This window comes from Cytobacillus sp. GQ23, assembly GCF_059758675.1.
Map to the genome: position 1 here is coordinate 176,648 of NZ_JCAXER010000001.1, position 12,850 is coordinate 189,497.

9 protein-coding genes and 1 other annotated feature are annotated in these 12,850 nt (G+C 45.4%); all 9 genes read left to right on the forward strand.

Going from position 1 to position 12,850, the window contains the following annotated elements; all coding sequences use genetic code 11:
* Nucleotides 1-192 precede the first annotated feature (192 nt).
* The 9 genes from AC6CHU_RS00915 to AC6CHU_RS00955 all read left to right on the forward strand — a co-directional run bounded on the left by AC6CHU_RS00915 (nt 193) and on the right by AC6CHU_RS00955 (nt 12,822).
* A complete protein-coding gene (locus AC6CHU_RS00915) occupies nt 193-1,527 on the forward strand; it encodes an aspartate aminotransferase family protein (protein WP_498119661.1) in 1,335 nt (444 codons plus the stop codon).
* Complete coding sequence (locus tag AC6CHU_RS00920) at nt 1,524-2,996, forward strand: pyridoxal phosphate-dependent decarboxylase family protein (RefSeq protein ID WP_498119663.1); 1,473 nt, start codon at nt 1,524-1,526, stop codon at nt 2,994-2,996. The genes AC6CHU_RS00915 and AC6CHU_RS00920 overlap by 4 nt, the downstream gene beginning before the upstream one ends.
* Nucleotides 2,993-4,771, forward strand: a complete 1,779-nt coding sequence (locus AC6CHU_RS00925; RefSeq protein WP_498119665.1) for an IucA/IucC family protein — start codon at nt 2,993-2,995, stop codon at nt 4,769-4,771. The genes AC6CHU_RS00920 and AC6CHU_RS00925 overlap by 4 nt, the downstream gene beginning before the upstream one ends.
* Nucleotides 4,755-5,339, forward strand: coding sequence for a GNAT family N-acetyltransferase (locus AC6CHU_RS00930; protein ID WP_498119667.1), 585 nt, complete (start codon nt 4,755-4,757; stop codon nt 5,337-5,339). Before AC6CHU_RS00925 ends, AC6CHU_RS00930 begins: the two co-directional genes overlap by 17 nt.
* Nucleotides 5,314-6,639, forward strand: a complete 1,326-nt coding sequence (locus AC6CHU_RS00935) for a lysine N(6)-hydroxylase/L-ornithine N(5)-oxygenase family protein (protein ID WP_251284266.1) — start codon at nt 5,314-5,316, stop codon at nt 6,637-6,639. The genes AC6CHU_RS00930 and AC6CHU_RS00935 overlap by 26 nt, the downstream gene beginning before the upstream one ends.
* 12 nt (nt 6,640-6,651) lie before the next feature.
* Nucleotides 6,652-8,451: an IucA/IucC family protein gene (locus AC6CHU_RS00940; RefSeq protein WP_159867639.1), complete on the forward strand. Its 1,800-nt coding sequence runs from the start codon at nt 6,652-6,654 to the stop codon at nt 8,449-8,451.
* A gap of 331 nt (nt 8,452-8,782) precedes the next feature.
* Nucleotides 8,783-9,006: a binding site (T-box leader), on the forward strand.
* Between the two features lie 78 nt (nt 9,007-9,084).
* A complete protein-coding gene (proB, locus tag AC6CHU_RS00945) occupies nt 9,085-10,215 on the forward strand; it encodes a glutamate 5-kinase (RefSeq protein WP_159867642.1) in 1,131 nt (376 codons plus the stop codon).
* Nucleotides 10,206-11,438, forward strand: coding sequence for a glutamate-5-semialdehyde dehydrogenase (locus tag AC6CHU_RS00950; RefSeq protein ID WP_159867645.1), 1,233 nt, complete (start codon nt 10,206-10,208; stop codon nt 11,436-11,438). The genes proB and AC6CHU_RS00950 overlap by 10 nt, the downstream gene beginning before the upstream one ends.
* 124 nt (nt 11,439-11,562) lie before the next feature.
* Nucleotides 11,563-12,822, forward strand: a complete 1,260-nt coding sequence (locus AC6CHU_RS00955; RefSeq protein WP_498119670.1) for an ATP-binding protein — start codon at nt 11,563-11,565, stop codon at nt 12,820-12,822.
* Nucleotides 12,823-12,850: the final 28 nt, after the last annotated feature.

A 12,850-nucleotide genomic window follows, 5' to 3' on the forward strand; every position in this document is an offset into this window, starting at 1 on the left:
CATTTGCTATTGCATCTTTATCCAACGGAATACCCGTAGATACATAGGAAAAATTCAGACAAGAATATAAATTAGGGATGAACTCCTATTGACGATGATAATCATTATCATTTAAAGTGTCCATGTAAACAGTAATGAGAATCATTTTCAACAAGAATGAAGGGAGAAATACTATATATGAGCACTTTACAAATGGAGAAAACCAACGAATTTTACCTTAAACAGCAGGAAAGACGGGAATCAAACGCGCGCAGCTATCCAAGGAGAATTCCAATTGCGATTGAGGAAGCAGAAGGGATTAATGTGAAAGATGCGGACGGAAAAAGCTATATTGACTGCCTTGCTGGTGCAGGAACCCTGGCACTGGGGCATAATCATCCGGTCGTTACCGAGGCTATTGAGAAGGTTCTTCATGATAAGCGGCCGCTGCATACACTTGATCTGACAACACCTGTAAAAGAAGAGTTTGTAAGTGAAGTATATAAAAGCCTGCCCAAGGAATTTGCTGAGAGGGCCAAGATTCAATTCTGCGGCCCAACCGGCGGAGATGCGATCGAAGCAGCCATCAAACTGGTTAAAACATCTACAGGCAGAAGAAGCATACTATCGTTCCAGGGTGGTTATCACGGGGCCACACATGGAACGATGGCGCTATCAGGAAACCTTTCACCAAAGGAGAAAGTACAGGGATTAATGCCTGATGTCCACTTTATGCCGTATCCCTATGAGTATCGCTGTCCTTTCGGGGTTGGCGGGGAAGAGACACATAAGCTCAGCAGCCGCTATATTGAAAACCTTCTCGATGATCCGGAAAGCGGAATATTGCCGCCTGCAGCCATCATACTGGAAGTCGTTCAGGGTGAGGGAGGTTCGATTCCTGCTCCAGTGGAATGGCTGAAGGAAATTCGCCGAATGACAAAAGAACGGGATATTCCGCTCATCATTGATGAAGTTCAGACTGGGATTGGCAGAACCGGAAAGCTATTCGCCTTCGAACATGCAGGAATTGTTCCGGATGTAGTCGTTCTTTCAAAGGCAATTGGCGGAAGCCTGCCATTATCCGTTGTAGTATATGACCAGTCGCTTGATCAGTGGTCTCCGGGTGCACATATTGGAACATTCAGAGGGAATCAGATGGCAATGGCAGCCGGAACAGCAACTCTTCGATATATCAAAGACAATAAATTAGCAGAAAAAGCTGGGTTTTTAGGTGAGAAATTACTGGCGTCGCTTAAAGATCTGCAGGAGAAATATCCTGAAATTGGCGATGTTCGCGGCCGGGGGCTAATGGTCGGAGCGGAAATAGTTGATCCTTCCGAGCCCAGCGGGCGAAAAGGTGCATTCAAAGCAGATCCAGGCCTTTCGAGCCGAATTCAAAGAGAGTGCTTCAATCGCGGGCTGATCCTTGAAGTTGGCGGCAGACATGGCAGTGTCGTCCGTTTCCTTCCGCCGCTTATTATTACAGAAGCACAGTTGGATGAAGTCGTGAATATTTTTGCTGAAGCGGTTGAGGCAGCAGTCAAATGAATCAATTCAAGGAATTTTTCTTATCTCAGGACGCTGAAAGCCAGAACAGCTTTCAGCACATCCTTTCAGAAGTCCAGATTCTGCTGAGTGAATTTTACCGGATGCAGCCAAAGGTATTCAATGGCAAACAGGCTGAGACGATTGAAAAGGAAATTGCTCTATTAGCAAACAGTTCACAGAACGGAGAATCTTCTTCAAACGTGATGGAAGAGGTTTTTGAAAAAGTGGTCAGCAACAGCATCCATGTCAGCCACCCTGGCAGTATGGCCCATCTGCATTGTCCCCCTATGATTCCTGCCATTGCGGCTGAATTAATTATCGCTGTGCTGAACCAGTCGATGGATTCGTGGGATCAGAGCAGTGCGGCGACGTATCTCGAAGAAAAAGTGGTGAAATGGCTGGCTGAAAAGCTATCATTAGCCAGCAGTGCGGATGGCACTTTTACAAGCGGGGGCACCCAATCCAATTACATGGGATTGCTGCTTGCGCGGGATTACTTTTGCCAGAAAAAGTGGAATTGGGATGTAAAAAAGCTGGGTTTGCCTTCTGAAGGGCATAAGCTTCGGATACTTTGTTCCGAAAAAGCCCATTTTACAGTTAGCAAATCAGCCTCCCAGCTGGGGCTTGGTGAACAGGCAGTGGTGAAAATCAAGAGTGATGCAAACATGAGAATGTGCGTGTCTTCATTAAGAAAAGAAATACAGCACTTAAAGGACAGCGGCTATTACCCTATGTGCATTGCTGCCACATGTGGGACGACTGACTTTGGAAGCCTTGATCCGCTCGGGGAATTGGCAGAAGCAGCCGATGAAAATGGATTGTGGCTGCATGTTGATGCTGCATATGGCGGAGCACTTATCTTGAGTGAAACACATTGCAGCAAATTGGCAGGGATTGAGAAGGCTGACTCGGTGAGCATCGATTTTCACAAAATGTTTTATCAGCCGATCAGCTGTGGAGCATTCTTTGTAAAAAGTAAATCCAGCTTCCAGTTTTTGTCTTACCACGCAGATTATTTAAATCCTGAAGATGAGGACCTTGATCATCTGGTCAATAAATCGGTCCAGACAACCAGGCGGTTTGATGCGCTGAAACTCTATCTATCACTGCGGGTAGTCGGGGAAAGAAACTTCTCGCGGATGATTGACCATACAATCGAGCTGGCCAAACAGTGTGCGCGATGGCTTCAGGAAATACCGGGAATTCAAGTGGCACAGTCTGATCCCGAATTGAATGCCATTGTGTTCAGGTTTTTGGATGAAAATGATCCAGATGGACTCAATCTGCACATTTATAAAAAACTCCTGCACAGCGGAGAGGCGCTAATCGCTAAAACAAAAGTAAATGGTTCTCAATATTTGAAATTCACGCTATTAAACCCGCAGACAACCATGGCGGAAGTGAAATTGGCTGTTGAATCCCTCAGTCTATTTGCAAAAGAGTACAAACAGAAGGAGGAAGTCCTTTGACAAATCATATTAAAACGGCACAGCAGGCAAGCATGCAAAGCTTTTTGAACTGTTACTTAAGAGAAACACAGCATTTTCGGTTAATTGAAAATGAGAAGCCTGACAGTAAAAGTGAGGATACATACAAATGTCTGGAAATTCAACTGGCCCATTTGGATATTGTTATTAAAGCGTCAGTCAGGCACTGGTCTGTTACTGGCCGCCATACCTTCCATTTTCCGCTCTTCCTAAACGTAAATGGCAAGGATGTACCGCTTGATTATGTCACACTTATCGCAGTCATCAGCAAGGAGCTGCTTGTCTCGACTGGCAGAGAGGGAGTGGAAGACGAGATGATGCTTCGGGCGATTCTCAGCTGCAGGAATATCCAGCGGTACCTGACGGAGCGCGAAAGGGATGCAGACCGTCTCCAGAGCACAGACTTTACGTTTATTGAAGCAGAACAGTCGCTTTTATTCGGCCACCTGCTTCACCCAACGCCAAAGAGCAAGCAGGGAATGTCCATGGAAGAGGAGTCCTTTTACTCTCCTGAGTTAAAGGGGACTTTCCAGCTCCATTTTTTTGAAGCAGACCGGGAGATTGTTTCACAAGACTCTACTGATCAGACGAGTGGGGAAGAAATCATTCGCGAGCTGCTGCAGAGAGATGAACATTTCACAGAGAAATTCGGAAGAGATCAGCAATCTGTCTTCATTCCTGTGCACCCTCTCCAGGTGCCCCTTTTATTAAAGGACATGGAAGTGCAGGCATTGATTCATTCGGGGAAGCTGCGCTATTTAGGTCCATATGGCTTGCCATTTGCAGCGACATCTTCCATGCGAACGGTATATAGTCCAGATTTCCGCTATATGCTGAAGTTCTCAGTTCCCGTGAAAATCACCAATTCGCTCCGAGTGAATCTGAAAAAGGAATTGTACAGGGGAGTCGAAGTAACACGGCTGATGAATTCCCAGATAGGGATAACACTGCAGGAACAATATCCGGAATTCCATATCATTCAGGATCCTGCCTTCCTGGATATTCCATTGAATAAAGAAACCTCCGGATTTGAAGTGGTCATTCGTGAAAACCCGTTTTATAAGAATGATAGAAATATAACTTTAATTGCCGGTCTTGTTCAGGATCATGGCTACGGCGGCCGTACCCGGCTGGAGGCGGTAATCCGGGACCTCTCAGAAAAAGAAAATCGGACGATGAAGGAAGTCAGCCGCGATTGGTTTAAAAAATACCTGTCTATTACACTCAATCCTATGATTTGGCTGTATGAAACTTACGGGATAGCGCTGGAAGCACATCAGCAAAATTCCATTGTGGAGCTGGAGAACGGCTATCCGGCCAGATTCTATTATCGGGATAATCAAGGATATTATTTTAGTGAGTCAAAAGCCGGGCTGCTTTCAGAAATCATTCCGGATGTAAGCAGAAAAAGTTCTACCCTCTGCAGTGATGAGGTCGCAATCGAGCGCTTCCGCTATTACTTCTTTATGAACCATCTGTTTGGGCTCATTAATGGGTTTGGGACTGCAGGCCTTGCAGATGAGGAAGGTCTCCTGGCCATTTTGAAGCAGGAGCTCTTAAAGCTTGATCAGACGGGCGGGGGATCCGCCTTGCTTAGAAGCTTGCTTGATTTAAAGGAGCTTCCTTGCAAAGCCAACCTGCTTACACGGTTTTATGATATGGATGAACTGGTCGGCTCTATGGAAACCCAATCGGTCTATACGAAAATACCAAATCCGCTGCAAAAGGTGCTGATTGCTGATGAAGCCGGAGTTTAGATTTTATGACCGGGAAGTGGATCAGGAGATAGCCTTTGTTAAAGTCGCCCTTGAAAGGGATGTTAAGACTCTGCATAAATGGCACCAGGAGCCTCATGTCATTCCATTTTGGAACCTGAACATCCCTATTGAGAAGTACCGGTCCCATTTAAAGGGTTTTTTAGCTGATCCCCATCAGACACTATTTTTAGGCATGATGGATGGGGATCCCATGAGCTATTGGGAAGCGTATTGGGTTCAAGGGGATGTAGTGGAGAGCTGTTATGATCCCCATCCCGGTGATCAGGGAATCCATCTGCTAATTGGCGAACCGGACTATTTGGGAAAAGGATACGGGCTTCCGCTGCTGCGGGCAATGGTTCATTTTCAATTTTTACAGCAGAAAACAGAAAAAGTGATGGCAGAGCCGGACATCCGCAATAAAAAAATGATCCATATTTTTGAGAGATGCGGATTTGAAAAGATAAAGCCCATTGAACTGCCGGATAAGACAGGCATGCTGATGTTCTGTGAAAGAGAACCGTTTGAAAGGAGATGGAAGGATGTCTTTGCAGCAGAAGGTGTATGATCTTATCGGTGTCGGCATCGGCCCATTCAATCTTGGCCTTGCCGCCATGATGGAAGAAACAGGAGGGAAGGATGTTCTGTTTTTTGAGCAAAGTACGGAATTCAATTGGCATAAAGGGATGCTGATTGAGGGAACAACCCTACAGGTGCCCTTTTTTGCTGACTTAATCAGCATGGCCGATGTACAGAGCCGATTTACCTTTTTAAATTATCTGCAAACCCATAACAGGCTTTACCATTTTTATTTTCTGGAGAAATTTCATATTACGCGAAAAGAATATAATGACTATTGCCGTTGGGTAGCGAATCAGCTCTCGTCCTGCCGATTTGGCTTCCGGGTGGAGAAAGTCACTCCATTAAATGAACTGTATGAAGTTACTGTCCGAAATGTGCAGACAGGGGAAACCGGGCATTACTTAACAAAACATGCGGCCCTCGGGATTGGAACCAGCCCGTCCGTCCCTTCACATCTGGAAGAGTATCTTGGTCCAAATATCCTGCATTCTTCTCAGTATATGGAGCAGAGAAGCGAGATTGAGCAGGCAGCCTCGATCACCGTGATCGGTTCTGGCCAGAGTGCAGCCGAGATTTTCTATGATCTCCTGCAAAATCAGGAAGAACGTGATTATGAGTTAAACTGGTTCACCCGGTCAAAAGGATTCTTTCCGATGGAATACAGTAAATTGGGCCTTGAGTATTTTTCGCCTGATTATATCGATTTCTTTTTCAAGCTTCCAGAGGAAAAGAAGGAGGATCTGCTTTCTAAGCAGGACTTGCTTTACAAGGGAATCAGCATGACAACGATCGCTGATATTTATGATCTTTTATATGATAAAACGGCTGGCGGGGAAAAGCCGCCGATTCATTTGCTCGCCATGACAGAGCTGGCCGGAATCGAACGAAGGAATGGCACTCATTTGCTGACATTAAAGCATTGTGTGTCTGAAGAATTATTTCAGCTGGAGTCAGATGTCGTCATTCTTGGGACGGGCTATGCACCATCAATGCCGCATTTCCTTTTGGATATGCAGGATGAGATCGAGTGGGATAAACATAATCGCTTCAAGATAAATCGCGATTATACACTGGAGACTAGGACCAAAAAAGAAAATAAAATTTTCATCCAAAATGGGGAGCTTCATACACATGGCATCGGTGCACCAGACCTCGGGCTTGGGGCGTACCGGAATGCTGTCATCATGAACCAGGTCTACGGAAGGGAAATCTATCAGGTGAACAAAAAGAATGTATTTCAATCATTTGAAGCGGATGAATCCTGGAAAAAAGCCGCAGTAAGATAAAGGAGGAATAGTATGTTATATATCAATGAAATGGAAGAAATTCTGCAGAAGGAAGTATGGGAAAAGGTTAATCAAAATTTGGTGGCTAAAATGCTCTCAGAATTTATGTATGAGGATATGATTAAGCCTGAGTTAGAAGACGGTATGTACTTCTTGCTGACAGCCGCAGGCCGCAAGTATCGCTATCGGGCAGAAAAGCGATTATTTGACAGTTTTGATGTAAAATCAGGTTCTGTTGAAGCCTGCGAAAACGACACATGGCATCCGGCTGTCAATGCCATTCAATTTCTCACTGATATTAAGGAGAATATTGGCATGTCATCCGAAACTGCGGGGCATCTGATCAGGGAACTGAATCAAACCCTGATTGCTGATGCAAATTTGATGGTGCATCACAGAAAAACTGCTGATGCACTAACGGAGCTTGATTATGAAGAGCTGGAAGGCGAAATGACAGGACACCCCTGGATTACGTACAACAAAGGACGCATCGGTTTTGGCTTGGATGATTACGTAAATTTCGCACCGGAAAATCAGAATGAGACGAAGCTGTTCTGGGTAGCGGTCCGCCGGGAGCGCAGCCAATTCCAGAGCGTCACTGACCTGAACTATGAGAAACTGATCGAGAATGAACTCGGTGCTGAAATGATCATGCATTTTTCAGGCATCATCAGGAAATATGGATTAAATCCAGAAGATTACTATTTTATGCCGGTGCATGAGTGGCAATGGAAAAATGTTCTGATCCAAAACTTCCCGGAGGATTTGGCGTATAAAAACATGATTCCTCTTGAAGAAGGAACGGATCATTATCTGCCCCAGCAGTCCATACGGACATTTGTGAATGTGAGTGATAAGAGGAAACACCATGTGAAGCTTCCGATGAGCATTTTGAATACGCTGGTCTACCGCGGGCTTCCTTCTGAACGGACGGTGATTGCCCCGCAGGTTACGGCCTTTATTAAAGGCATTTTTGAGAATGACAGCTTCTTAAAGGAAGATTGCGAGGTTGTTCTGCCGGGAGAAATTGCAAGCTTAAATGTCGACCATCCTCACTACAGCTCATTAAATGGCGCACCCTACCAGTACAATGAAATGCTGGGTGCGATTTGGCGCGAAAGCATTTATGGGTATTTGAAGACGGGGGAAAAGCCAATCACGCTGGCCGCACTTCATCATGTCGATGCCTACGGAAAACCGTATGTTCAGAGTCTGATCGAGCAGTCCGGATTAAGCGCGAATGAATGGATGAAGCAGTTTTTCCATGTCATCATGCCGCCGCTCCTGCATTTCCTTTATCAGTACGGAACCGTATTTTCACCTCATGGGCAAAATACCATACTCATATTAAAAGATTCAAAACCAGTGAGATTGGCAGTTAAGGATTATGTAGATGACGTTAATATTTCAGACCAGCCTTTCCCGGAGCTCGCCGGTTTGGATGAGGATCTGAAAGCCGTGCTGCGCAGTGAACCGCCTGAGGGTCTTACACAATTTATTTTTACTGGCCTGTTCATCTGCCACCTCCGCTATTTATCAAACGTGCTGATCAATCATTACTTAATGGATGAAAAAACGTTCTGGTCATATCTGGCAGAAGCCATTCAGGATTATCAGGCAAAGTTCCCGCAGCTTGAGGAACGGTTCAAGTTATTTGATTTCTTTAAGCCGGAGCTGACCAAGCTCTGCCTGAACCGAAACCGGATGGTGGACTATGGATACGGTGACGGGGAAGACCGTCCGCATGCCTCTGAATTCGGGAAAGTGCGCAATGCCTTGCATGATATTAAGGAAGAGAGGATTATGGTGTAATTAGCAGCTGTCCGGCTGCAGGCTTTTGTCTTTTTGCTGTTTTCGTAAAGTTTGTTGCTTTTTCATAACCTAGTTTTATTTGTTGAGTTGATTGGAGCGGAGGGCACTTGACTCCAGCGGGAGGAGAGGGAAGTGTGAGACCCCGCAGGCGAAGCCGAGGAGGCTCGCATTCCTCCCCGCGGAAAGCAAGTGACTGTAGCGGAAATCAACGGTCAGAATTTTTAAACCAAAACAATAATCTTTTAGAATACATCCTATACTTTAGACCAGCAAATTAATCATTGACATAGAATACAGAAGCATGCATAATAATTCTAATCTTATGAAAATATCAACAGCATTGACAGGGAATCAGTAAATAGAACTCAGGCAATAAGAGAGCGGGATTCACCGGCTGAAAGATCCTGCAGTCTGCAAAGCTATTGAACCTAGCCCTTGAGCTGCCAGGCAAACCTGGCCGAATTCCTGCGTTAAAGGATATTCAAAGCGGGCACTTGCAGTGTAAAGTGCCAATGAAGGTGGTACCGCGAAAGACAAAGCTCTTCCGTCCTTTTTATAGGGATGGGAGGGCTTTTTTTTACATCCTGCTCCATGAAGCGGGAGAAATGATGATTAAGGGAAGGGTGGTGCCCTGTGAAGAAGGAACGGATTGTGGTGAAAATCGGAAGCAGTTCACTGACGAATAACAATGGCGGATTGTGCATGGAAAAATTGGAGGAGCATGCAGCTGCCCTTTCGCGGCTAAAAGAGAAGGGGCATGAAGTTATATTAATATCATCTGGAGCGGTTGCGGCAGGATTTGCAGATCTTGGCTATCCTTCGCGCCCGGTGACAATTGCCGGAAAACAGGCCGCAGCCGCAGTGGGTCAGGGGTTATTAATGCAGGGTTATACGGAAGCATTCAAAATGCATGGCATCGTTGCAGCGCAAATGCTGCTGACAAGGCAAAACTTCCTGCATAAGGAGCAGTATCAAAATGCATATGCCACATTGTCCGAACTATTGAAGCGGAATGTACTGCCAATAATAAATGAAAATGATTCTGTATCGATCGAGGAGCTGGCCTTCGGTGATAATGATATGCTGTCGGCCCTTGTGTGCGGGCTTGTACAGGCAGAGCGCCTGATCATCCTGACAGATATAAATGGAATATATGACTCCAATCCGCGTACAAATACAGAAGCCAAAAAATTCAATTTTATAACAGAAATATCGGATGACCTGATGAATGCTGCCGCAGGGTCAGGCTCAAGGGTCGGAACCGGCGGAATGGTGACAAAGCTTTCGGCGGCAAAGACTGCCCTGGCACTCGGTGTGCAGGTTTTCATTGGCGTCGGACAAGGGGAAGAAAAGCTGATAGAGATCCTCGAAGGCAAAGGGGATGGGACTTATATCGGCACCCGAACTCAGCCAAGGGTCAAGACCTCCAAGCAGTGGCTTGCGCTGCATTCAGTTCCGAATGGGAAAATTGAAGTGGACCACGGAGCTGCGCGGGCCATATTAACACAGGGAAAAAGTCTTCTGCCTGCAGGTGTCACTGGGATTTCGGGCCATTTTCATATACAGGATGTCGTGGAAGTGATTGGACCAAAAGGAGATTTGATCGGCAAAGGGCAGGTTAATTTCTCATCGGATGAACTGCGGGCCATTAAAGGGCTATCCAGTTCGGAAGCCATGCAGAAAGCAGGGAGTGACCGCCGGGTTGTCATACACCGGGATCACTGGGTAAGCCAAAAAAGAAAGGAGAAAAGTTCATGGAATTAGCACTGAAAGGAAAAAGAGCGAAGAATGCCGCAGCAGAGCTGGCGAAAAAAACAACACAGCAAAAAAATCATGCATTAGAACTCATCTCACAGCAGCTGATGCGGGAGAAGGATTTTATTTTAGCCCAAAACGAAAAGGACCTGGAGGCAGGAACGGAAAATGGAATGAGCGAAGCTTTGCTGGACCGTCTGCGGTTAACTGAAGCCCGGCTTCAGGATATGGCGGACGCACTTATTCAGCTTGCGCGGCTGGATGATCCAATTGGAGAGGTCTTATCCGCATGGGAACGCCCGAATGGGCTCAGCATTACACAGGTCCGGGTTCCGCTTGGCGTCGTCGGCATGATCTATGAAGCCCGTCCCAATGTAACGGTCGATGCATCAAGCTTATGTCTGAAAACAGGCAATGCTGTCATGCTGCGCGGAAGTTCGACAGCCATTCACTCCAATAAAGCCATTGTGAAGGTTATTCATCATGCCCTTGAAAAAAGCGACTTGCCCCCTGAGGCCGTCCAGCTTATTGAGGATACGAGCCGGGAAACTGCTTCAGGGTTGTTCAAACTGAACGAATACCTGGATGTCCTGATTCCGCGTGGAGGAGCGAAGCTGATTCGAACAGTTGTTGAGAACTCAACTGTCCCGGTACTTGAGACAGGTGCCGGCAATTGCCATATCTATATTGATGAAATTGCTGATAAGGAAATGGCGGTTAGCATAGCAGTTAATGCCAAAACACAGCGCCCGTCCGTCTGCAATGCATGCGAGACCATTCTTGTTCACAGGGAGTGGAAGGGTCTTTATGATCTTGTAAATGCTCTTAAGGAAAAAGGAGTGGTGATTCATGCTGGTGAAGGTGTTAGCGGGGAAGGGATCATCCCGGCCGCTGAGAAGGACTGGGCTCTTGAATATTTAGGAATGGAAGTCGCCTTGAAAGTGACGGACAGCGTGGATGATGCCATTTCGCATATCAACCGCTACGGCACAAAACATTCTGAAGCGATTATTTCTTCAAACCCGGAAAATGTGGAAAAATTCCTGAATGAAGTCGATGCAGCGGCAGTTTACCATAATGCATCTACACGCTTTACAGATGGCTTTGAGTTTGGGTTTGGTGCTGAAATCGGCATCAGCACCCAAAAGCTCCATGCCCGGGGTCCGATGGGACTGCCTGCTCTGACTTCGACGAAATATATAGTGAAAGGGAATGGGCAGGTAAAGAAATAAGTGGAAAATTCAGGGGCAGTTTCTGAACATGACAACAGCAGAAATGCCCTTGCTGGTAAAATAATGATATCGTTTTCTTCATAATTGATGCTAAAATAAAAGAAAAACACGTAAAGAGGACTATATGAAAAAACATACTGGTCAAATTTCACTTGTGCTTATTTCCATTTTATTTACATCATACCAATCTATTTTACATCAGGAAAAATTTCTTTCCTTTGATTTTTTTCTATTTACATGTATTGCCTGGTTTGTAGGCTGGCAGTTTGATAAGACCAGGTATTATGCAGAAAAAGTGCGGGCCAGCAAGGAAAGCTATAAATTGCTTTTGGAATCACTTCCGGTTTCCGTGCTAATACATAAGGACTATAAAATTTTATATGCAAACTCCACTGCAGTCAGTGCTTTGTCCAGATCGGGTACCGATTCATTAACAGGATTATCCCTGCATGATATTATTGAGCCTGACTACAAGGACCGCTTTCATGAACGATATCGGCACATAACAGCAGAGAAGGAGCTTTTCAATAATACGGAATATATGATCAGACGCAATGACGGAACAAAGAGCTATTTTGAAGTCTGCTCACGCATTGTGGACTTTGAAGGAACAGAGGCCATCCTTTCGCTCGCATCAGATATTTCCGATAAAAAAGAGGAACAGGAAAACCTTCTGCAAAAATCGGAAAAGCTTGCACTTCTTGGGCAGATGGCAGCCGGTATCGCCCATGAAATCCGAAACCCGCTTACATCGATCAAAGGCTTTGTTCAGCTTTTCAAGTCAAGCAGCAAAAAAGAAGAGTATTTTGATATAGTGCTTTCAGAACTGGACCGCATAAATGGGATCGTCGGGGAGTTTTTAGTGCTGGCCAAGCCTGCGGCAAACATATTTGAAAAAGAGGATCTGACAAAATTAATCAACGAAGTTATTCTCCTGAGCAATACCCAGTCCATTTTAAACAATGTGGAAATCAACGTGGAAAATAATCTTCACGCCCCCATGGTTCACTGTGAAAAAAACCAATTGAAGCAAGTTTTCCTGAATATCATTAAGAACGCAATGGAAGCCATGCCAGGCGGCGGCAAATTAACCATTAAAGTCTTGAAAAAAAACTGCAATACGATTTCCGTTCAATTCATTGATCAAGGGGTAGGCATTCCGGAAGAACGGATTTCAAGCCTGGGAGAACCGTTCTATACAACGAAGGAAAAAGGAACCGGATTGGGTCTGATGATTTGCTATAAGATTATCGAAAACCATAATGGCCGATTAACCATCGAAAGCAAAGTCGGGGAAGGCACGAGGATGGAAATTGAACTTCCATATGAGAATGACATGATGAATGCAGAAGAAATAGAACACAGAAACACAGTTCTCAATTAGAAAACTGGCAGTGCATCCAAAATGCGCT